The organism is Streptomyces vastus (assembly GCF_039532825.1).
Classification (GTDB): domain Bacteria; phylum Actinomycetota; class Actinomycetes; order Streptomycetales; family Streptomycetaceae; genus Streptomyces; species Streptomyces vastus.
In genome coordinates this window covers 12,543-33,630 of record NZ_BAAASJ010000003.1, presented here as the reverse complement: position 1 = coordinate 33,630, position 21,088 = coordinate 12,543, and the positions used below count along the sequence as shown (strand labels likewise).

The following is a 21,088-nucleotide window of genomic DNA, read 5'->3' as shown; positions in this document are numbered from 1 at the left end:
GCGGAGGACGGCGGGAACAATCCAGCCAGCATCCGCACACCCAGCACGCAGGAACGAGGAGCATCCGCATGTCCGGAGCACAGAAGGTGGCCGACCGGCCGAGTGCCGCACCACCCCCGGCGAACAGCGTCGACCGGTTCTTCAAGATCTCCGCCAGGGGATCCACCTTCGCCCGGGAGATCCGCGGCGGTTTCGCCACGTTCTTCACGATGGCGTACATCCTTGTCCTGAACCCCATCATCCTGGGCAGCGCCGAGGACAAGTTCGGGCAGCGGCTCGACAGCGTCCAACTGGTCACCGCCACCGCCCTGGTGGCCGCCGTGATGACCGTCATCATGGGCATCGGCGGCAATCTGCCGCTCGCCCTCGCCGCCGGGCTCGGCCTCAACGCCGTCGTCGCCTTCCAGATCGCCCCGCTGATGAGCTGGGCCGACGCGATGGGCCTGATCGTCCTCGAGGGCCTGCTGATCTGTGTGCTGGTGGTGACGGGCCTGCGCGAGGCCGTCATGTACGCGATACCTCAGCCCATGAAGCAGGCGATCAGCGTGGGCATCGGCCTGTTCATCGCGTTCATCGGCTTCGTCGACGCCGGGTTCGTCAGCCGCATCCCGGACGCGGCGAACACCACGGTGCCCGTGCAGCTGGGCGCCACCGGCGCGCTGACCGGCTGGCCCATGCTCGTCTTCTGCCTCGGGGTGCTGCTGACCATCGGGCTGCTCGCCCGCAAGGTCAAGGGCGCCATCCTGATCAGCATCGTCGCCATGACGATCCTCGCGATCATCATCAACTCGGCGGCTGACATCAAGAGTTGGGGACTGACCACGCCCGACTGGCCGGACAAGGTGGTCGACACCCCCGACTTCGGGCTGATCGGCGACTTCAGCCTGTTCGGCGCCTTCGGCGAGGCCGGCGCGATCACCGTGGTTCTGCTGGTCTTCACCCTCATCCTCTCGGACTTCTTCGACACCATGGGCACGGTCGTCGGCATCAGCGCCGAGGCGGGGCTGCTGGACGAAGAGGGCAACGTGCCCAACCTGGGCCGTGTGCTGCTGATCGACGGCGCCGCCGCGGTCGCGGGCGGCGCGTCCTCCGCATCCTCCTCGACCTCGTACATCGAGTCGGCGGCGGGCGTCGGCGAGGGCGCCCGTACGGGCTTCGCCAACCTGGTCACCGGCGGACTGTTCGCCCTGGCCCTCTTCATGACCCCGCTGCTGACCATCGTCCCGCTCCAGGCGGCGGCCCCCGCCCTGGTCGCGGTCGGCTTCCTGATGATGACTCAGGTCAAGCACATCGACTGGGACAAATACGAGATAGCCATCCCCGCGTTCCTGACAATCGCCGTGATGCCGTTCACGTACTCGATCACCAACGGCATCGGGGCGGGCTTCGTCGCCTACGTCCTCATCAAGTCGGTACTCGGCAAGGCCCGCGAGGTCCACTGGCTGCTGTGGGGCGCGTCGGCACTGTTCCTGGTGTACTTCGCGATCGACCCGATCGAGCAACTGTTGGGCGTCTGAGGCCCCTGAGGCTGTGACGTGCGAAGGCACCGGCCCGGAGGATTCAACGGGCCGGGGCCTTCCGCTAGTTCTGCTGGAGCGCCGCCTCCATCATCGCCTTCGCCACCGGCGCGGCCAACCCGTTGCCGCTGACTTCCGACCGGGCCGCGTTCGACTGCTCGATGATCACAGCGACAGCGACCTCCTTGCCTGTGGAGTCGTCCTTCGCGTACGACGTGAACCAGGCGTACGGCGTCTGGCTGTTGTTCTCGCCGTGCTGGGCCGTACCCGTCTTGCCGCCCACGGTCGCGCCGTCGATCTGCGCGTTCGTACCCGTGCCCTCGTCGACGACCGTCTGCATCGCCGACTGCAACTGCTCGGCCGTGGACGAGCTGACGATCTCCTTCGTGTCCGTGTTGTCGTCGTAGTTCTCCAGCACATTGCCGCTGGCGTCGCTGATCTGCGACACCATGTGCGGCGAGACCAGCTCACCGCCGTTCGCGATGGCCGCCGACACCATGGCCATCTGCAACGGCGTCGCCGTGACGTCGAACTGTCCGATGCCCGACAGCGCGGTCTGGGCCTTGTCCATGCCGGACGGATAGACGCTCTCGTACGCCCGCACCGGAACGTCCTGCTCGGCGTCGTCGAAGCCGAACTCGTCCGCCATCTCCTTGACCTTGTCCTGGCCCAGGTCGACGGCCATCTTCCCGAAGACGTTGTTGCACGAGTACTGCAGAGCCACCCGGATCGTGGCGTCCTCACAGGGCGCCGACGGGTTCTCGTTGTCCAGCACGCGGGTCGTGCCCGGCAGCGGGTACGGATTCGGGCTGTCCGTCTTCTCGTCCACCGACGAGTACAGCCCGTCCTCCAGCGCGGCAGCCGCCACGACCAGCTTGAACGTCGAGCCCGGCGGCAGCGGCTGGCGCAGCGCCCGGTTCGTCATCGGCTTGTCCGGATCCTTCGTCAGCTTCTCCCAGGCGGCGGAGTCGTCGGAGCCGCTGATCTCGGACGGGTCGTACGAAGGGGTCGACACGACACCGAGGATCTTGCCGTTCGTCGGGTCGATGGCGACGGCAGCGCCCTTCGTGTCGCCCAGCGCCTCATACGCGGCCCGCTGCACATCCGGGTCGATCGTCGTGACCACGTCGCCCGGGTCGGCACGCTTGCCGGTGACCGTGTCCACCGGGTTCTTCAGGCGGTTGTCCGTGCCGTCGAGCAGATCCTGGTAGACGCCCTCCAGCTGCGTCGCCCCGTACACCTGCGAGCTGTAGCCCGTGACCGCCGAATACAGCGCGCCGTCCTTGTACGTCCGCTGGTACTTGAGGTCGCCGCTGTCCGTCTCCTTGGACCCGGTGATCGCGTCGCCGGCCACGATGATGCTTCCGAGCGGGTACGCGTACTGCTCGATCACGTTCCGCCGGTTTTCCTTGTTCTCCGCGAGCGCCGTGCCGTCGTAGAACTGCACCCAGGTCGCCCTGACCAGCAGGGCGAGGACGAGCAGCAGCGTGAAGACGGAGGCCCGCCTGATCGTCGTGTTCATCGCGCTCTGGAAGACGAGCGGGATGCGGGGACGAGTTCCCGCCGGCCCGGCTTTCTCATCCCGGCTTCATGAAGCCGCCCGTCCGAGGACTTCAGCCGTCCAGGGTGAGGACCACCTCGTCGATCTCCGCCCCGCGTGCGTTCGCGTACCCCCTGGCGTGCGCGGTCACGCGGAAGCCGCACTTCTCCAGGACACGGCGCGAAGCCGCGTTGTCCGCGGCGGCGCGGGCGTACAGCGGGCGTTCGGGGACCTCGGTGAGCAGGGCCCGCAGGGCGCGCGTGGCGATGCCGCGGCCCCAGTACGCGCGGTCGATCCAGTACGTCACTTCGCGCTCGCCCGGCTCGCCGTACACCGCCGCGCTGCCCACGACGTCGCCGTCGGCGAGGACCGTGCGGTTGACCACATCGGACGAGGCGCGGATCCGCTTCCAGTGGGCGTCGAAGGCATCCCAGTCGGCCGGATCCCTGACCGTGAACGCGGCCATCAGGGCGGCCTCGGGATCGTTCATCTGCCGGAAGAACACGGGCAGATCGCTGTCGTGGACCTCGCGGAGCACGACCTTCACATCAGACATGTCAGAGCCTCCGGGTGGCGAGCGTCAGCCGGTCGCGGGCGTCGAACAGGGCGTCCTTCACCATCTGCTCGTGCGCGGGTGTCAGCCGCGCCACCGGTACGGAGCAGCTGATGGCGTCGCGCGCGGGCGTACGGTACGGAATCGCGACGCCGAAGCAGCGCAGCCCCAGCGTGTTCTCCTCGCGGTCCACCGCGAAGCCCTGCTCCCGCACCTGGTGCAACTCCTCGATCAGCTTCTCCCGGTCGGTGATCGTGTGCTCGGTCAGCGCGGGCAGGGTCTCCGGCAGCAGCTTGCGTACCTGCTCGTCGGTGTGAGTGGCCAGCAGCGCCTTGCCGAGCGAGGTGGAGTGGGCGGGCAGCCGGCGGCCCACGCGCGTGAAGGGGCGGAGGTAGTGCTGGGACTGGCGGGTGGCGAGATAGACCACATTCGTGCCGTCGAGCCGCGCCAGGTGGATCGTCTCCGTAGTGTCGTCGGAGAGCCGGTCGAGGGTCGGTCTGGCCACGGCCACCACCTCGTCGCCGTCGATGTACGACGTACCGACGAGGAGGGCGCGCACCCCGATGCCGTACCGCGTGCCCGTCGCGTCCGTCTCGACCCAGCCGAGCTCGACGAGCGTACGGAGCAACATATACAAACTGGACTTGGGGTAACCTACGGCCTCCTGCACGGAGGCCAAGGAGTGCATTCCTGGTCGGCCGGCGAAGAACTCGAGCAGTTCCACGGTCCGCACCGCGGACTTGACCTGCGCCCCGCCGCCTGTCTCGCCAGCCGACATCGCTCTTGACCCCTTCGTTCGACGGGAAATAGTCTCCGAGACATATTCACCATCAGAGACAGTGTTCAGCATATCGAACGCCCTGGTGAGTGACACAAGAACTGCGGCATCACATAAGAACTGCGGCATCACATCTGGAGGGACCCGCGGTGGCAGCAGCACCAGTCTGGAGTGTCGACCCCCGAACCGGGAAGCAGCGTGAACAGGTTGCGGTGGAGGCAACAGCCCAGGAGGTGGACACGGCTGTCCGCGCGGCCCACGCCGCCCGGGGCGCCCTGGCCGACCGCACGGTCCGCTCGGCTTTCCTGCGCACCGCCGCGGACCTGCTCGAAGGCGCCAAGGACCACCTCGTGGAGGCCGCCGACGCGGAGACCGCGCTCGGCCCGGTCCGGCTCACCGGTGAACTCGCCCGTACCTGCTACCAGCTGCGGGCCTTCGCGGACATCGTCGACGAGGGCGCGTTCCTCGACGTCGTGATCAACCACCCCGACGACACCGCGACGCCGCCGATCCCGGACCTGCGCCGCTACAAGGTGCCGCTGGGTGTCGTCGCCGTCTACTCGGCGTCGAACTTCCCCTTCGCCTTCTCGGTCGCGGGGGGTGACACCGCGAGTGCGCTCGCCGCGGGCTGCCCGGTCGTCGTCAAGGCGCACCCCGACCACCCGGGGCTGTCCGAGCTGGTCGCGGCGACGCTGCGGCGGGCCGCGGACCAGCACGACATCCCCAAGGGGGTCGTCGGCCTCGTGCACGGATTCGAGGCGGGCGTCGAGCTGGTCAAGCATCCGCTGGTGTCGGCGGCCGGTTTCACCGGTTCCGTACGGGGCGGTCGTGCCCTCTTCGACGCGGCTGCCGCCCGGCCCGTGCCGATCCCGTTCCACGGTGAACTGGGCTCGCTGAACCCCGTCGTGATCACCGAGGCCGCCGCCGCCGAGCGCGCCGAGGCGATCGGTACGGGGCTCGGGGGTTCCATGACGCTGGGTGTCGGCCAGTTCTGTGTGAAGCCGGGGCTCGTTCTCGCGCCGACGGGTGCGGCGGGGGACCGGCTGGTGAAGTCCCTCACCGACGCGGTCAGCGACACCGACGCCGGGGTGCTGCTGGACCACCGGATGCGCGACAACTTCATCGCGGGCGTTGCCGAGCGGGCCGAACTCCCGGACGTGGACGCTCCGGTGACGCCGGGCGCCGGGAGCGAGCACACGGTGAGCCCCGGGTTCCTGACTGTGCCGGCGAGTCGGCTCGCCGCCGAGGGTGAGCATGATCTGCTCCTGGAGGAGTGCTTCGGGCCGATCACCGTTGTCGCCCGGTACGAGGACGACTCGGAGGCAGGCGCCGTCCTCTCCCGGCTGCCCGGCAACCTCACGGCGACCGTGCATCTCTCTGCCGAGGAAGCGGCGGGGGAGGGGCGTGGAGCGGAGCTCCTTGCCGAGCTGACGCCGCTTGCGGGGCGCGTGCTCGTCAACGGCTGGCCCACCGGTGTTGCTGTGGCTCCGGCCCAGCATCACGGAGGGCCGTACCCTGCGACGACGTCGACGTCCACGTCTGTGGGCGGTACGGCTATTGAGCGGTGGCTGCGGCCGGTTGCGTACCAGCACGCGCCTGAGGCGCTGCTTCCTCCGGAGTTGCGGGATGAGAATCCGCTGGGGCTGCCGCGGCGTTTCAACGGCCGCCTTGAGCGCTGAGAGACATACGGGATGCGCCGTAGGGGCGCGGTTGACTGCGGGCCGCGGGTAGTTCGCGGCTGGTCGCGCAGTTCCCCGCGCCCCCGACGGGGCGCTGCCCGTGCCGCATGTTTTGACAGTGCCGTGTCTCTTTGAGGGCTCGGCGGGGGACCTGGGAGACTCGGCGCATGGATCTCGAAATACCCGAACTTCCGTTTCCGCTTCGTAGTTACGGGCCCGATGGGCACTGGTCGTACGAGGACGGGGTGCTCACCGGGTGGGCGGGGGCTCGGCAGGATCGGTTTGTGCCGCCTACCGGGGAGGCTCTGGACCCCGCCGCGGACGCGCCTCGGCTGCTGGGGGCGCCTGAGGGGGACTTTCAGCTGATCGCTCGTGTCACCGTGGGCTTTGCGGGGGCCTTTGACGCGGGGGTGCTCTACGTGCATGTGGCAGAGCGGGAGTGGGCCAAGCTCTGTCTGGAGAACTCGCCGGATGTGCCGACCGTGTGCACGGTGGTCACCCGTGGCCACTCCGATGACGCCAACTCCTGGCCCGTGGAGGGCAGTTCGGTCTGGCTGCGGATCAGCCGCACGGGCCGCGCCTTCGCCTTCCACGCCTCCAAGGACGGCAAGCGCTGGATCTTCGTGCGCCTGTTCACCCTGGCTGACGAAAAGGCCTCCGGAGCGGCCCTCGTCGGCTTCATGACGCAGTCGCCGCTGGGGGAGGGGTGCGTGGTCACGTACGACGGCATCGAGTTCCGCCCGGACTGGCCGGCAGACCTGCGGGACGGTAGCTGATTCCTGACGGCTGGTTTTCGCCTCTCCCGCATCGTCGGGCCCCCGTGCCATGCTGCCCGGCATGGCCACCGACGCACACCAGACCCAGACCCTGCCAGACGGCCGCCCCATCCCGCTCCTGACCGGGCCGGAGCGGCCCATGCTGGAGAGCTGGCTCGCCTTTCACCGCGCCACGCTGGAGCTGAAGTGCCGTGGGCTGGACGACAGCCAGCTGCGGCTGGCCTCCGCCGAACCGTCGGAGCTGACCCTGCTCGGGCTGGTCCAGCATCTCGCCGAGGTCGAACGGAACTGGTTCCAGCGGGTGTTCGCCGGGCTCGACGTGCCGACCGTGTACGGGGACAAGTGGGGGGACGTGTCCGGCGGCACCACCCTCGCACCGGAGCGCGGGCTCGACGAGGCGCTGGCGAACTGGCGGCGGGAGATTACCCGGGGGCAGGAGCTGTGTGCGGGGCGGTCGCTGGACGACACCGGACGGATCGCCGACGGCCCGATGGCCGGGCTTGAGGTCAGCCTGCGCTGGATCCTCATCCACATGATCGAGGAGTACGCCCGTCACAACGGTCACGCGGACATTGTGAGGGAGCGTATCGACGGGGTCACCGGAGCGTAATTGAGGAATTCATTCCGCCTTTGATTTGCCCTCCACCCGATGCTTGTTCGAGTGCAGCTTCCCGTTTTCTTCTGCCCGCTTTTCCCGGCCCTAAACACTAAGATTTCGTGAACGCCAACCTCGTAATTCGGGCAGGTCTCGTGGCCGTTACGTATATGTGACGCAACACACAGGGTGTCTGCTTCCTCCCGTATTTCCCGGACAAACCGGGAGTTCTTGCCGTCCCAACGTGCGGTGCCCGCGCCCGCGCGATAACATATCAACGGCGCTCATGTAACCCCATCCGGCGATGCAATTTCAGCTTTCTCTCGGTAAATTCAATCCGCATGACCGCCGCACAAGCAGACCTGCAAGCGGAATTCTTGGAAATGCCGGAGGGCCTGCGGATCGACCGTCCGGAGGTGGCGGACGGCGCCGCCCTCTGGCGCATCGCCAAGGACTCCAGAACCCTCGACCTGAACTCCTCGTACAGCTACCTGCTGTGGTGCCGTGACTTCGCCGGCACCTCGGTGGTGGCGCGCGACAAGGAGGGGATGCCGGTCGGTTTCATCACCGGGTACGTCCGGCCCGACCAGCCGGACACTCTGCTCGTCTGGCAGGTGGCCGTCGACGCCGCGTACCGCGGACGCGGCCTCGCCGCCGCCCTGCTGGACGGACTCTCGGCACGAGTAGCCCACGACCGCGGCCTCGAAACCGTCGAGACCACGATCACCCCCGGCAACACGGCCTCCGAGCGCCTGTTCACCTCGTACGCCGCACGCCACGGAGCGAGCGTCGAGCGTGAAGTGCTGTTCGACACAGCGCACTTCCCGGACGGCCCGCACGACTCCGAGGTGCTGTACCGCATAGGACCGCTGACCTTCCGGCCGGCTGACCGAGCGTCCAGATCGGGCCACCAGGCCGACTGAGCGACCGAGCAGGCGGCTGGTCGAACCGACCGGCCACGGCCGATCCCGACCAGCAGATTCAGCAGACAGCAGATCCAAACGACCGGACCCGACCATCCGGTCGTCCCCCCAAGACTTCATCTCCCAGGAGGAGATTCGCTGTGACCATCACCCAGCCCGACCTGAGCATCTTCCAGACCCTGGAGTCGGAGGTGCGCAGCTACTGCCGCGGCTGGCCCACCGTGTTCGACCGCGCGCAGGGCAGCCGCATGTACGACGAGGACGGCCACGAGTACCTCGACTTCTTCGCCGGTGCCGGGTCGCTCAACTACGGCCACAACAACGCCGTACTCAAACGCGCCCTCATCGACTACCTGGAGCGCGACGGCGTCACCCACGGTCTCGACATGTCGACGACCGCCAAACGCGCCTTCCTCGAGTCGTTCCAGAACATCGTGCTGCGCCCGCGCGACCTGCCGTACAAGGTCATGTTCCCGGGCCCGACGGGCACCAACGCCGTCGAGTCGGCGCTGAAACTGGCGCGAAAAGTGAAGGGCCGGGAAGCGATCGTGTCGTTCACGAACGCCTTCCACGGGATGTCGCTCGGCTCCCTCGCCGTGACCGGCAACGCCTTCAAGCGGGCCGGAGCCGGCATCCCGCTGGTGCACGGCACGCCGATGCCGTTCGACAACTACTTCGACGGCCAGGTCCCGGACTTCCTGTGGTTCGAGCGGCTCCTCGAGGACCAGGGCTCCGGACTGAACCAGCCCGCCGCGGTGATCGTCGAGACCGTGCAGGGCGAGGGCGGCATCAACGTCGCGCGTCCCGAGTGGCTGCAGGCCCTGGCCGAGCTGTGCGAGCGTCAGGACATGCTGCTCATCGTCGACGACATCCAGATGGGCTGCGGCCGTACCGGCGCGTTCTTCTCCTTCGAGGAGGCGGGCATCACGCCGGACATCGTGACCGTCTCGAAGTCCATCAGCGGCTACGGACTGCCCATGGCGCTGACCCTGTTCAAGCCCGAGCTGGACATCTGGGAGCCGGGCGAGCACAACGGCACGTTCCGCGGCAACAACCCCGCTTTCGTGACGGCCGCGGCGGCCCTTGAGACGTACTGGACCGACGGGCCGGCCATGGAGAAGCAGACCAGGGCCCGCGGCGAGCAGATCGAGCAGGCGCTGATCTCCGTCTGCGAGGAGAACCCCGACGCCATCAAGGAGTACCGGGGCCGCGGCCTTGTCTGGGGCATCGAGTTCCACGACAAGGAGCGCGCGGGCCGCATCGCCCAGCGGGCCTTCGAGCTCGGCCTGCTCATCGAGACGTCGGGCCCGGAGAGCGAGGTCGTCAAGCTCCTCCCGGCGCTCACCATCACGCCCGACGAGCTGGACGAGGGTCTGCGCACCCTCGCCCGCGCCGTACGAGAGACGGCGTAACCGCAACCGCCCGCAGCCTGAAGGAGGCACTGCACCACCGTGATTGTCCGCTCGTTCAAGGACCTCGAAGGCACCGACCGGCACGTCAAGTCCGCGTCGGGCACCTGGGAGAGCAAACGCATCGTCCTCGCCAAGGAGAAGGTCGGCTTCTCCCTGCACGAGACGATCCTGTACGCCGGCACGGAGACGTCGATGTGGTACGCCAACCACATCGAGGCCGTCGTCTGCGTGGAGGGCGAGGCCGAGCTCACCAACGACGAGACCGGGGAGAAGTTCACCATCACCCCCGGCACCATGTACCTCCTCGACGGCCACGAGAAGCACACGATGAAGATCAAGGAGGACTTCCGCTGCCTCTGCGTCTTCAATCCGCCGGTGACCGGCCGGGAGGACCATGACGAGAACGGTGTCTACCCCCTGCTGACCGAGGAGGTCTGAGAATCATGGCCATGACGCTCACCGATCTGTATCCGAGCCGCGGCGCCGCCGAGGTGTCCGTACCCCGCCAGGACCCGGTCGTGTGGAGCGCGCCGGGCGCCCCGGGCCCGATCGAGGCGGCCGACCTCCAGTCGTTCGAGCGCGACGGCTTCCTCTCCATCGGTCAGCTCATCGACGACGACGAAGTCGCCGTCTACCACTCCGAACTGGAGCGGCTGGTGAGTGACCCGGCGATCCGCGCCGACGAACGCTCGATCATCGAGCCGAAGTCGCAGGAGATCCGGTCGGTCTTCGAGGTCCACAAGATCAGCGAGGTCTTCGCGCGGCTCGTGCGGGATGAACGCGTCGTCGGGCGGGCCCGGCAGATCCTCGGCTCGGACGTGTACGTCCACCAGTCGCGGATCAACGTCAAGCCCGGCTTCGGGGCGAGCGGCTTCTACTGGCACTCGGACTTCGAGACCTGGCACGCCGAGGACGGCCTGCCCAACATGCGCACCGTGTCCGTCTCGATCGCGCTGACCGAGAACTACGACACCAACGGCGGCCTCATGATCATGCCGGGGTCCCACAAGACGTTCCTCGGCTGTGCGGGTGCCACGCCGAAGGACAACTACAAGAAGTCGCTGCAGATGCAGGACGCGGGCACGCCCTCCGACGAGGCGCTCACCAAGTTCGCCCAGGCGCACGGCATCAAGCTCTTCACCGGGCGGGCCGGCTCGGCGACCTGGTTCGACTGCAACTGCATGCACGGTTCCGGGGACAACATCACCCCGTTCCCGCGGTCGAACGTCTTCATCGTGTTCAACAGCGTGGAGAACACGGCGGTGGAGCCGTTCGCGGCACCGGTGCGCCGGCCCGAGTTCATCGGCGCTCGGGACTTCACACCGGTCAAGTGACGCACGGGCAAGTGACGTACGGCTGAAGTGACGTACGGATGATGGGCGGCACCCTCCTGGGGTGCCGCCCTCCGCCGTCTAGAGCCAGGACAGCGCTGCCGCCCGCTCCAGTACGTTCCGTACGGCACCCTCGTCGCCCGTCGCGCCCCTCGGGACCTCCTCGGGCGCGTACCGTCCGCCGACGAGCAGGCAGAAGTCGACGGGTTCGAGGACTAGTTCGGCCCGCACCGGTTCGTCTTCGGAGCCGAGCACCCACTGGGCGTCCTCGCCTCCGGCCACCGCGAACAGCACCGGAGGAGCGGTGGTTCCCAGCGCCAAGTCGAGGATGCGGACGGCGAGCCGGACCAGCTGCCAGAGGTGTTCCTCGGGCGGCGGCGGTACGGCGAGGCCGAGCGCGCGGCCGATGTCGTCCGTGTGGATCCACGTCTCGAAGCCCCGCACCAGGAAATGATCGGCGACGGGCAGCCGGATCCCCATCAACGTCGTGGCGTGCGCGGCACGTTCGGGATCCCGGGCCTCGGGCGTGGCCAGCAGCGCGCCGGCCTGCGCGGACCAGTCGGCGACGGTCTCCTCGGGCGTGCGCGCTAGTTCATGGGCGATCATCTCGGCGGTGCGCGTGTTCCAGGCCTCCTCCCAGCGCGTCCCCTCCGGGACCGCCGACGCGGGCACGCGCGCGTCGAGACCAAGGCACAGGGCCAGCGGCTCGTCGGCGGCGAGGAGATGCGCGACCGTCGCGTGCGCGTCCCAGTCGTGCACGACCGGCGTGCTCCAGCGGCCGTCCAACTCCCGCACCAGCGCCTGGAGTCCGGCGACGGCGGCGGCGTACGGGGCGGCGTGCGCGGCGACTCGCGGCGCGGCGGGCCGGGCACGCAGCGCGAGGGCGAGTACGCCACCCGACTCTCCCGAACCGTTGCTCATGGCCGTTCCCCGCGGCCCGTCCAGCAGCCGCACCGTCTCCCGCAGCCGCTCCGCCTCCGCCGCGCAGCTCTCGCATTCGGCGAGATGCCGCGGCACCGACCTCTCCTCCTCCGGCCGCAACGCGCCGAAGGCCCAGGCCCCCAGCAGCTCACGTACACCGTCGTGATCAGTGGTCACCGCGCACCTCCCTTCCCTGCTTCCCGGCCGCATCCATCCATCATGCGCCCCTTTCCAAGGCCGGATCCGGTGGGTCAGCCACGGACTCGGCCAGCTTGCGCAATGCGGAGCGCAGCCGGGTCTTGGCGGTGCCTTCCGGAATGCCGAGTTCGACGGCGGCCTGGCGGTAGGTGCGGCCCGCGAAAAACGCGAGGTGCACCACCTCCCGCTGGGACTGCGGGAGTTCGGCGAGCGCCGAGTGCAGCAGGAGCGAGCGCTCGCGGTCGACGACCGTCTCGTCCGGACCGGGTCCCGTGTCGGGGATCGCCTGCAGCGCCGAGTCGTCGGCACCGGCGGCCTTGCGGTGCCGGGCCTCGCTGCGCACCCAGTCCACGGCTCGCCGGTGCGCCAGCACCGACAGCCAGGTACGCAGCGAGCCACGGCGAGCGTCGAACCCGTACGGCCTGCTCCACAGCTGGGCGAAGACCTCCTGCGCCACATCCTCGGCGGCGGCCGGGCTGCGCGTCACCCGGACCGCCACCCCCCGGACGAGCCCGCTGTACGCGGCGTACGCCTCGGTCAGCGCGGACTCGTCGCCGTACACCAGCCGCCGCTGCAACTCCGCGTCGGCGGCCGGTTCGACGGACGTCCCCGTGGTCTCCAACGGCACCACCCCCTGATGCCCCTTCCTAGCGTCCCCGCCGGGTCCGCGCCAGTGGTTCAAGCAGACAGGACGTCCAGCAGGCGCTCGACATCGGCGGGCGTGTTGTAGAGGTGAAAGGAGGCACGCAGGTTGCCCGCGCGGTTGGAGACCTGGATCCCGGCCTTGCCCAGCTCGGCTTGGAGGTGGCCGAGGCCGGGCACGGACACGATCGCCGAGCCCGGCGCCGGCAGGGCTTCGTGGCCGAGGCCGGTGAGCCCCGCCCGGAAGCGGTCGGCGAGGGAGAGGTCGTGGGCGTGCACGGCGTCGACGCCGAGTTCCTCGATGAGTTCGAGGGAGCGGCGCAGTCCGGCGTAGCTGAAGAGAGCGGGGGGCAGATCGAACCGGCGGGCGGAGTGGGCGAGTTCGGTCACGGGGCCGTAGCAGCTGTCCCACGGATTCTCGCCGGCGACCCAGCCGGCCAGGATGGGCGTGAGCGCGCCGAAGTCCTCCGGCACGACGAGGAAGCCCGCTCCGTGCGGACCGAGCAGCCACTTGTAGCAGACGGAGGCGGTGTAGTCGTACGCCTCGGCGTCCATCGGCAGCCAGCCGGCCGCCTGGGAGAAGTCGACGTACGTACGGGCCCCGTGCTCCCCGGCCGCCTCGCGCAGCGCGGGCAGGTCGGCGATCCGGCCGTCGGCGGACTGTGCGGCGCTGACCGCGACGAGTGCGGTGCCGGGCCGGACGGACTCGGCGATCCGCTCCAGGGGCACGGCGCGCACCTTGAGGTCCGTGCGGACATGGAAGGGGTTCACGACGGAGGCGAAGTCGTCCTCGGCGGTGAGGACTTCGGCGCCCGCGGGCAGCGAGGCGGCGACAAGCCCGGTGTAGGCGCTGACCGAGGACCCGGCCGCCACCCGGCCGACAGGCACTCCGGCCAGCCGGGCGAAGGAGGCCCGGGCGGCCTCCACATCGGCGAACAGCGGGTCCAGCGCACTGCCGTCGGCCCGGAGCGCCGCGGCCTCCTGCAGGGCGGCGACGGTACGGGCCGGGAGCAGCCCGCTGCTCGCGGTGTTCAGAAAGGTGTTCTTCGGGGCGAACTCGGTACGGACGAGGCTCTCGAAGGTCTCCATGAGACCACTGTGAGCCCTCGCCACCTCCTGGTCCATTGCGATTTTTTACCTGATCCCGCTAAGGAACGCTTATACGTCGGCCCCGACCTGCGCCGTTTCCTCGTGCTGTCTCTCAGCGCTGCGGCACCGCGCATCCGTCGGGACCGCAGGCGTCCGCATCGCCGTCCTCGATCAGCTTGAGCGGTGAGCGGCTTCCCCATGCCTGCTCCAGCGCCTTCCCGAAGACCTCGACGGGCTGGGCGCCGGAGACGCCGAACTTGCGGTCGAGAACGAAGAAGGGGACGCCGTTCGCGCCGAGCTCGGCGGCCGCACGCTCATCGGCGCGGACCTCATCGGCGTACGAGTCCTTGTCGGCGAGCACCTTGCGGGCGGCGTCCGCGTCGAGACCGGCCTCGACGGCCAGGTCCACCAGATACGCGTCGGCGTCCACGTAGAGGGACCGCTCCTCGACGAAGTTCGCCCGGTACAGGATCTGCAGCAGCTCGGCCTGCCTGCCCTGCTCCTTGGCGAAGTGCAGCAGCCGGTGCATGTCGAAGGTGCTGCCGTGGTCGCGGCCCTCGGCGCGGTACCCCAGCCCCTCGGCGGCGGCCAGCCCACGCAGATTCTCCTCACCCGCCCGGACCTGCGCCTCGCTCATCCCGTACTTCTTGGTCAGCATGGCTACGACGGACTCCGTCTCGTCCTTGCCCCGCCCCGGATCGAGCTCGAAGGACCGGTGCACCACCTCGACCTCATCCCGGTGCGGAAAGGCGCCGAGCGCCTTCTCGAAGCGGGCCTTGCCCACATAGCACCAGGGGCAGGCGATATCGCTCCAGATCTCGACGCGCATGTCTTCGTCTCTCCAGGCCGTACGGGTACGCGAAGGCTCCCTCCGCTCGGTGTGTGAACGTTCAATCGGCTCAGGTCATTCCCCGTTCACCGCGTAGGTCAGCAAGAGGTGGTGGTCGCCTTCGCGGGGCGGCTGCTCCGGATCGGGGACCCAGCCCTGGCGGGCGTAGAAAGCCTGAGCACGTTGGTTGTCGACGTGCACCTCGAGAGTCGCGGTCCGCTTGCCGTCGGCCAGCCACTGCTCGACGCAGGCCGCGTGCAGCTCGGCGCCGATACCGGAGCGCCAATGGCCGGGGTCGACATGGAACTGGAACAGCTTGACCGAGTCGGCCGGGGCCCCTTCGGCGGGCCGGAAGGAGGCGATACCCACGAGACGCGTGGCTCGCACCGCGCACAGCACACGGGTGTCGGGGCGCTCGATGACACCACGCCAGACGGCGGGCCAGTCGGTGTCGTCGTCCGGTAGGCCGTCGGGGTAGTACGTGGTGCGGGCACGTCTGTGCAGTTCGGCCACGTCCGCGGCTTCGGCGGGCAGGGCGGTCCTGATCACCAGGGTTCTGACAGTTCGGTGCGTTCTGATCACGCCGCGGAGGACGTGTCCGGCTCGGCCGCGGTTCCGCCGCGTGGCGACACCCTGGCCCACCACCTTCCCGTTCAGCACCACCCTCCGCGGAGCGGCCGGCACCCGTACGAGGTATACGACCGGTATCGCCGCGCCCGGCCCGGCGCGCTGTCCCGGCCGCACCGCTGGTGGGCCCTGCGTGCGGGGCAGCCCCCGATCTCGCCGGCGCCGCGCTACGTCGCCGTCCACCGTGACGCCGACGGCGTCCCGGACGGGTACGCCAGCTACTCGATCGGCTCGATCATCATCTGGCCGGGCGCCTCACCAACGGTCAAGGAGGCGGGCCGCATGGCAGACGTCGGGTCAGAGGTCTCCGCGCGGCTCCGCCCAGATGTCCGGAGGGACGGTTCCGATGGTGCGGCCGTGGTGGTCAAGCAGGCGGCCCAGCAGCTTCTCGTGCCGCATGGTGATCACCCGTTCGACGATGTCGAGGTCGGGGTGAGCGGCGGCCAGGTGGGTTTCGAAGCGAAGGACGTCGGTCACCGAATGCAGGTTGGCCTGGAGAATGAGGTTGTCGGGGCCGCTGATCGCGGCGCAGTTGCGTGTCTCCGGCAGCCGGATCAGGGCGGGTCCGAGGTCTGGCAGGTTCGCCGGTGTGACTCTGGCCCAGAAGGTGGCCGCCACGGGCCAGCCGCCCAGAGGGCGGGCGAAGTCGCAACGAAAGCTGAGCAGTCCCAGTCCGGTGAGTTGGTCGATGCGCCGTTTGACTGTGGAGGCGCTGGTCTTCAGCGCGGTGGCCAGGGCCTGCTGCGAGGCCCGCCCGTCCTGGGCCAGGTGTGCGAGGACTGCCCGGTCGGCGGGCGTGACCTGACGTACGTGTCGGCCGGTGGGTGCGGACTTGGTGGCGGCGGTGAGCTGGGCTCGTTGGCCGGGAGCCAGTGCGTCGATCCGCCAGCGCCCGGCCTCGGTGAACATGTGGGTGACGATCCGGGCGCGGACGGCGGTCACGCCCGTGATCGCGGGCAGGTGGTCGAGGGTGTAGCGGGACATGGCGGCCAGGTCGCGGGTGGCCACGGTGGCGAGGATGTCGTGGCCGCTGACGGTGCGTTCGATGGTGAGCATATGGGGGTGGCGGTTCAGCACGCCGGTCACCGCGGCGGCGCTGCCCAGTGCGCAGTCGATCTCGATGAAGGCCAAGCAGATCTGGTCGAACATCCGTGGCCCGGGGGACAGGCTGATCCATGCCTCGCCGCGTGTCGCGAGCCGGCTCCAACGCCTGGCCACGGTGACCGGGTCCACGTCGAGAGCCCGGCCCAGAACGCTCCACGAGGCCCGTGGCCGCAGTTGGAGTGCATGGATGAGCGCCAGGTCCTCCTCGCTCAGCAATCTGACGTCATCCTGCATGCGGATCCACCTGAGTGCGGAATTCCTGCGATTTCCTGTCTTCGGCTTCCAGTCTTCCATCCTGGTACGGGCGCGCACCCTGCCGGCCTACGCGACGGGAAGGGCATCACATGAAGCAGACGTTCGGCTCCTACCAGGACGAGATCTACCTCAACGGGCTGGCGGGCGTGCTGCCGCCCTTCCCGGTGAGCCATGGGGAGCTGGAAGCCAAGGCTCAAGCGGCGATGTCGCCCTCGGTGTGGTCGTACGTCGCCGGAGGCGCCGGGGACGAGCGAACTCAGCGGGCCAACGTCACGGCTTTCGACCGCTGGGGGCTCATCCCGAGAATGTTCGTCGGTGCTGCCGAGCGCGACCTGTCGGTGGAGCTCTTCGGAATGACGTGGCCGTCACCGGTGTTCATGGCCCCTGTCGGGGTCATCGGGTTGTGCGCCCAGGACGGGCACGGTGACCTGGCCACCGCACGGGCCGCTGCCCGCACCGGAGTGCCCATGGTCGCCTCCACCCTTTCCGCCGACCCGATGGAGCAGGTCACCCCCGAACTCGGCGGCACACCGGGCTTCTTCCAGCTGTACACCCCTTCCGATCGGGACCTGGCGGAAAGCCTCGTCCGCCGGGCCGAGGCGGCCGGGTTCAAGGGCATCGTCGTCACCCTCGACACATGGGTGGCCGGCTGGCGTCCGCGCGATCTCGCCGGGGGCAACTTCCCCCAGCTGCGCGGGCACTGCCTGACCAACTACACCACCGACCCGGTCTTCCGGTCCCGGTTGTCCCGCACACCAAAGGAGGATCCCCAAGCAGCCGTCATACAGTGGGTCCAGGTCTTCGGCAACCCCCTCACCTGGGACGACCTGCCGTGGCTGCGCTCACTCACCGACCTGCCACTGATCGTCAAGGGCATCTGTCACCCCGAGGACGCCCGGCGCGCCAAGGACGGCGGTGTGGACGGCATCTACTGTTCCAACCACGGCGGCCGGCAAGCCAACGGCGGCCTCCCCGCCCTTCAGGCACTGCCCGCTGTCGTCGAGGCCGCTGACGGGCTGCCGGTCCTGTTCGACTCCGGCATCCGCAGCGGAGCCGACATCGTCAAGGCCATCGCCCTCGGTGCCACCGCCGTCGGCATCGGCCGGCCTTACGCCTACGGCCTCGCCCTCGGCGGCACCGACGGCATCGTTCACGTGCTGCGCTCACTGCTCGCCGAAGCCGACCTGATCATGGCCGTCGACGGCTATCCCACCCTCGGCCACCTCACTCCGGAAGCCCTCCAGCGCGTCATGTGAGACGCCCCAACGCGTCGCCCTGAGGAACCATCAGGACGTCGGCCCGATTCTCCGACACCAGGCCGGCCCGGGCGGACGTTCAATGTGCGGTGAGCGCTTGGCGGAAGCGGAGCCAGGGTTGACTGTGGTGCGACCTCGACGTCGCCCTTCCAAAGACTCCGCCCCTGGCGTCGCTGACGCCGGGGCAGAACCTCCACAGCCGTTGTTGCGCAGCCGTGTCGCACGAGGCTGCAAGGTGGGCGCGTTCCGGCTCAGGCAGGTTGCGTTCGTCTTCTTGCCGTTGAAGCGCACCGGTCAGGATTCAGCCGCCGCGGGCACATCGTGGGGCGGGTGCTTCATTCCGCTGGTGAGGCTGGTTTCTCGCTGATCGTCCTCGCGGCCGGAGTGGCCCGCGGGTGGGGTGTGACGGATGCGGTGTCTGCTGCCGCGTCGCTGAACGCGGTCATCTTGAGGAGGGGGAGTGCGGCGATGAGTGTTCCGGCGGTGAGGAGGATGCTCAGGACGCCGACGCCCATGTTGTCCATGATCGCACCGACGGCCAGGGGGCCGATGCCTCCGCCGAGTGCTCCGGCGCCGCTGAGGGCGGCCACCCACCGTCCGGTGGAGTCGATGACCGAGGCGGCGGCGAGTATCTGTACCAGGACGGCCAGCCAGCACGTCTGCCAGATGACGGCGGTGGCGATGAACAGGCTGGGGCTGTGGGTGACGATGAGGAGCCCCGTGCTGAACGCTTCGACGATGACGAACCCGGCCATCGAGCGCAGGCGGCCGAAACGCTTCACGGCGAGCGGTCCGGCTACGGCTCCGGCGAGTGCGACGACGCTGGAGACGGCCAGGACGGCGGAGAGCACAGAGGCAGACATGCCGGTGTGGCCGCGCCCCAGTACGGAGGCGTAGGACCAAACTCCCTGCGTGACGGCCATCAGGAGGCCCGCGCCGACCAGCAGCAGGGCTGAGGGACGGGCCGACCGGGAGGCTGAGTTGGGGGCGGTCGCGCAAGGACTGCTCGCCGGGCCCGGGCCGTCGGGGAGGTGGCCCACCAGGAACCAGCCAGGCAGGCAGCACACGGCCAGCAGGAAGAAGCCGGTTCCCCCGCCTGCGGACTCGTTGACGGTCGGGACGGCGAGGAGCAGCAGGGCACTCGCGAACAGCGCGCCGGTGATGGCGATCGAGGAGGTCTTGTCGGCGTCGTCGCCGGCGCCGGCCAGGGCGGCGGTGGAGGCGGCGTAGACGGCTCCGAGTCCGGCGCCGAGCAGGAGGCTGGCCACGATCAGCGTCAGGATGTCGAAAGCCATGGCGGCGCCGATGAATCCCGCGGCGGCCAGGGCCAACCCGCCTCGGGCCATCCGGACGCGTCCGGGGCGGGCGGCGCGGTTGGCGAGCAGGAGGGTGGTGATCGCGACCGCCGTCAACTGGCTGGCGGCGACGAGTCCGGCGCTGGTGCTGGACAGATCGAAGCGGTCGGCGAAGTCGTCCACGAAGACGGGCATCACATTACTGGGACTGCTGCCGAGCGTGACTCCGGCGATCAGGGCAGCAGCGACGGTGAACGTCAGCGCGGTGTCGCTGTTCGTTTTCACTGAACACCCCGTGCACGGAGGGCCGCCTGGCAGGCGGGCGTGGGAGCGGGAGGGAAGAAGAGCATCGTCAGAAACCTCAGAACTGGTAGGCGGTCGGGTGCCGTGTGCCAGTACTGGAGCGGCGAAGGGAGCCTCCGGGCATAGAGGGCAGACGGCAGACTCGACCCGGACGCGTTGGGGGGCGCAGGCCGCGGCGGCCTGCGGTCAGCCGGGCCCAGACGTCTTCGACGTAGTGCTCAGGACGTGCGGGGCGCTCTGGCGGGCGCTGCGGCAGGTGGTGGAACCGGCCCCGGGGGGCTCGGGAGCGGTCATGTGCCAGGTGGCACCAGGGCCGGGTGTGCGGTGTGCGCCGAAGGCTTGGCCCGGCCCGACGGTCACCGGGTGAGGGCGGCTCGGCACCGGCGCGTCAGTGGTCCTCGGGCCTGGGCGGTCAGGCGTTGACCTTCCGCAGCAGACGGGTCGGGAGCCGGGCCAGCACGTATTCGACGACGGTCCAGGGCACTCGGGGCACTGTCGCGTGGACGGCGCCGGACTCGATGCGGTCCATGATCTTGCGGGCACCCGTGCGGGTGTCGATGAGGAACGGTCGTTTGTCGCCCAGGGCTTCGTTGATCGGGGTGTCGATGTAGCCGGGGGCGACCGTGGTCACGGTGATGCCGCTGTTCCACAGCTCGCCTCGCAGCGACTGAAGGTACCTCGTGAGCCCTGCCTTGGAGGCGCAGTACGGCGCCCCGCCCGGCAGGCCCGCCCCGGCCACGACGGAGGTGAAGCCCACCACCTGCCCGCCGCCCTTGCTGCGGAGGTGTGCGACGGCCGCGTCGATGGTCGCCATCGCACCCAGCAGATTGACGTCGACCACCGCGCGGTGCGCCTCGAAGTGGCCCTCCCCGATGTTGCCCCCTACGTCGACCCCCGCGTTGGCGATGACCATTCCTAGTCCGCCGAATTGCCGGGCCGCGTCGTCGATCGTCCGCGCCACGGCCTCGTGCTCGGTCACGTCGAGGGCGGCCACGGTCACCGAACGCTGCGGGAACGCGGCGGTGAGCTGTGCCCGCAGTTCTTCCAGGACCTCGGTTCTGCGCGCGGTGAGGTACACGTCGTAGCCGCGGGCGCACAGCTCGGCTGCCAGTGCCTTGCCGATGCCCGAGCTGGCACCGGTCAGGAACGCGGTTCTCGCAGGCAGCGGGGGCCGGCCCGGGTCGACGAAGGGCAGTTTTCCGAGCAGGCGGCGCGCGGTGGGCAGTTCAGTGCCGTTCATCGGTCACCGTTCCTGTGATCCGCGAGCGCTTTCACCGTGCGTCCGTCCGGGGCGGGCCTGCGGCACAGCTCTTCTTGAATGGCTGTCATGCGCTGTCCTTCGTGGAGTGCCGGAGAGGGGGTTCAACGACCCCGTCGTCATCATGACCACTCGCCCAAAGCATGTCAACGTTGGTGACACCAACACTGACATCAACACTGACATCAACACTGACACCAACACTGA

General features: G+C 69.2%; 20 protein-coding genes and 1 pseudogene. 10 read left to right on the top strand and 11 right to left on the bottom strand.

What is annotated here, in order from left to right; genetic code table 11:
- Positions 1-68: 68 nt before the first annotated feature.
- Positions 69-1,517: an NCS2 family permease gene (locus ABD357_RS01410; RefSeq protein WP_344386894.1), complete on the top strand. Its 1,449-nt coding sequence runs from the start codon at positions 69-71 to the stop codon at positions 1,515-1,517.
- A gap of 64 nt (positions 1,518-1,581) precedes the next feature.
- On the opposite strand, the gene ABD357_RS01405 is transcribed toward ABD357_RS01410, so the two are convergent.
- The 3 genes from ABD357_RS01405 to ABD357_RS01395 form a co-directional block, all read right to left on the bottom strand.
- Entirely contained in the window at positions 1,582-3,039 is a 1,458-nt protein-coding gene (locus ABD357_RS01405) for a peptidoglycan D,D-transpeptidase FtsI family protein (RefSeq protein ID WP_344386893.1), read from the bottom strand.
- Positions 3,040-3,130: 91 nt separating this feature from the next.
- Positions 3,131-3,604 (bottom strand): GNAT family N-acetyltransferase, encoded by a 474-nt coding sequence (locus tag ABD357_RS01400; protein ID WP_344387033.1) that lies wholly within the window; start codon positions 3,602-3,604, stop codon positions 3,131-3,133.
- Between the two features lie 10 nt (positions 3,605-3,614).
- Positions 3,615-4,388 (bottom strand): IclR family transcriptional regulator, encoded by a 774-nt coding sequence (locus tag ABD357_RS01395; RefSeq protein WP_344386892.1) that lies wholly within the window; start codon positions 4,386-4,388, stop codon positions 3,615-3,617.
- Positions 4,389-4,537: 149 nt separating this feature from the next.
- On the opposite strand from ABD357_RS01395, the gene ABD357_RS01390 reads away from it, so the two are divergent.
- The 7 genes from ABD357_RS01390 (at position 4,538) to thpD (ending at position 11,107) form a co-directional block, all read left to right on the top strand.
- A complete protein-coding gene (locus ABD357_RS01390) occupies positions 4,538-6,067 on the top strand; it encodes an aldehyde dehydrogenase (NADP(+)) (RefSeq protein ID WP_344386890.1) in 1,530 nt (509 codons plus the stop codon).
- 167 nt (positions 6,068-6,234) lie between these two features.
- Entirely contained in the window at positions 6,235-6,843 is a 609-nt protein-coding gene (locus ABD357_RS01385) for a DUF1349 domain-containing protein (RefSeq protein WP_344386889.1), read from the top strand.
- Between the two features lie 61 nt (positions 6,844-6,904).
- Positions 6,905-7,453 (top strand): DinB family protein, encoded by a 549-nt coding sequence (locus tag ABD357_RS01380; protein ID WP_344386888.1) that lies wholly within the window; start codon positions 6,905-6,907, stop codon positions 7,451-7,453.
- A 326-nt stretch (positions 7,454-7,779) separates the two neighbouring features.
- Positions 7,780-8,361 carry a diaminobutyrate acetyltransferase gene (gene ectA / locus ABD357_RS01375; protein WP_344386887.1) on the top strand — a complete coding sequence of 194 codons (582 nt, stop codon included), beginning with the start codon at positions 7,780-7,782 and terminating at the stop codon, positions 8,359-8,361.
- Positions 8,362-8,501: 140 nt separating this feature from the next.
- Positions 8,502-9,773 carry a diaminobutyrate--2-oxoglutarate transaminase gene (ectB, locus tag ABD357_RS01370; RefSeq protein WP_344386886.1) on the top strand — a complete coding sequence of 424 codons (1,272 nt, stop codon included), beginning with the start codon at positions 8,502-8,504 and terminating at the stop codon, positions 9,771-9,773.
- Between the two features lie 39 nt (positions 9,774-9,812).
- A complete protein-coding gene (locus ABD357_RS01365; RefSeq protein WP_033317823.1) occupies positions 9,813-10,211 on the top strand; it encodes an ectoine synthase in 399 nt (132 codons plus the stop codon).
- A 5-nt stretch (positions 10,212-10,216) separates the two neighbouring features.
- Positions 10,217-11,107, top strand: a complete 891-nt coding sequence (gene thpD, locus ABD357_RS01360) for an ectoine hydroxylase (RefSeq protein ID WP_344386884.1) — start codon at positions 10,217-10,219, stop codon at positions 11,105-11,107.
- Between the two features lie 78 nt (positions 11,108-11,185).
- On the opposite strand, the gene ABD357_RS01355 is transcribed toward thpD, so the two are convergent.
- From ABD357_RS01355 to ABD357_RS01335, 5 genes are all read right to left on the bottom strand, one after another.
- Entirely contained in the window at positions 11,186-12,202 is a 1,017-nt protein-coding gene (locus ABD357_RS01355; protein ID WP_344386882.1) for a maleylpyruvate isomerase family mycothiol-dependent enzyme, read from the bottom strand.
- A 40-nt stretch (positions 12,203-12,242) separates the two neighbouring features.
- The gene (locus ABD357_RS01350) at positions 12,243-12,845 is read right to left on the bottom strand and encodes an RNA polymerase sigma factor (protein WP_344386881.1); all 603 of its coding nucleotides are present in this window, start codon (positions 12,843-12,845) and stop codon (positions 12,243-12,245) included.
- Positions 12,846-12,901: 56 nt separating this feature from the next.
- Positions 12,902-13,954 (bottom strand): aminotransferase class V-fold PLP-dependent enzyme, encoded by a 1,053-nt coding sequence (locus ABD357_RS01345; protein ID WP_344386879.1) that lies wholly within the window; start codon positions 13,952-13,954, stop codon positions 12,902-12,904.
- 112 nt (positions 13,955-14,066) lie between these two features.
- The gene (locus tag ABD357_RS01340; RefSeq protein ID WP_344386878.1) at positions 14,067-14,783 is read right to left on the bottom strand and encodes a DsbA family oxidoreductase; all 717 of its coding nucleotides are present in this window, start codon (positions 14,781-14,783) and stop codon (positions 14,067-14,069) included.
- Between the two features lie 75 nt (positions 14,784-14,858).
- Positions 14,859-15,332, bottom strand: a complete 474-nt coding sequence (locus ABD357_RS01335; protein ID WP_344386877.1) for a GNAT family N-acetyltransferase — start codon at positions 15,330-15,332, stop codon at positions 14,859-14,861.
- A 141-nt stretch (positions 15,333-15,473) separates the two neighbouring features.
- Between ABD357_RS01335 and ABD357_RS01330 the strand changes: the two are divergent.
- A pseudogene (locus ABD357_RS01330) lies at positions 15,474-15,644 on the top strand (GNAT family N-acetyltransferase); the annotation flags it as partial.
- Between the two features lie 63 nt (positions 15,645-15,707).
- Here ABD357_RS01330 and ABD357_RS01325 read toward each other — a convergent pair.
- On the bottom strand, positions 15,708-16,748 hold the full coding sequence (locus ABD357_RS01325; RefSeq protein ID WP_344386876.1) for an Lrp/AsnC family transcriptional regulator: 1,041 nt from the start codon (positions 16,746-16,748) through the stop codon (positions 15,708-15,710).
- Positions 16,749-16,858: 110 nt separating this feature from the next.
- Here ABD357_RS01325 and ABD357_RS01320 point away from each other — a divergent pair, with 110 nt between their 5' ends.
- Positions 16,859-18,025, top strand: coding sequence for an alpha-hydroxy-acid oxidizing protein (locus tag ABD357_RS01320; protein WP_344386875.1), 1,167 nt, complete (start codon positions 16,859-16,861; stop codon positions 18,023-18,025).
- A gap of 335 nt (positions 18,026-18,360) precedes the next feature.
- Here ABD357_RS01320 and ABD357_RS01315 read toward each other — a convergent pair whose 3' ends face one another.
- Both ABD357_RS01315 and ABD357_RS01310 read right to left on the bottom strand, forming a co-directional pair.
- Entirely contained in the window at positions 18,361-19,605 is a 1,245-nt protein-coding gene (locus ABD357_RS01315) for an MFS transporter (protein WP_344386874.1), read from the bottom strand.
- A gap of 430 nt (positions 19,606-20,035) precedes the next feature.
- Complete coding sequence (locus ABD357_RS01310) at positions 20,036-20,863, bottom strand: SDR family NAD(P)-dependent oxidoreductase (RefSeq protein WP_344386873.1); 828 nt, start codon at positions 20,861-20,863, stop codon at positions 20,036-20,038.
- Positions 20,864-21,088 lie beyond the last annotated feature (225 nt).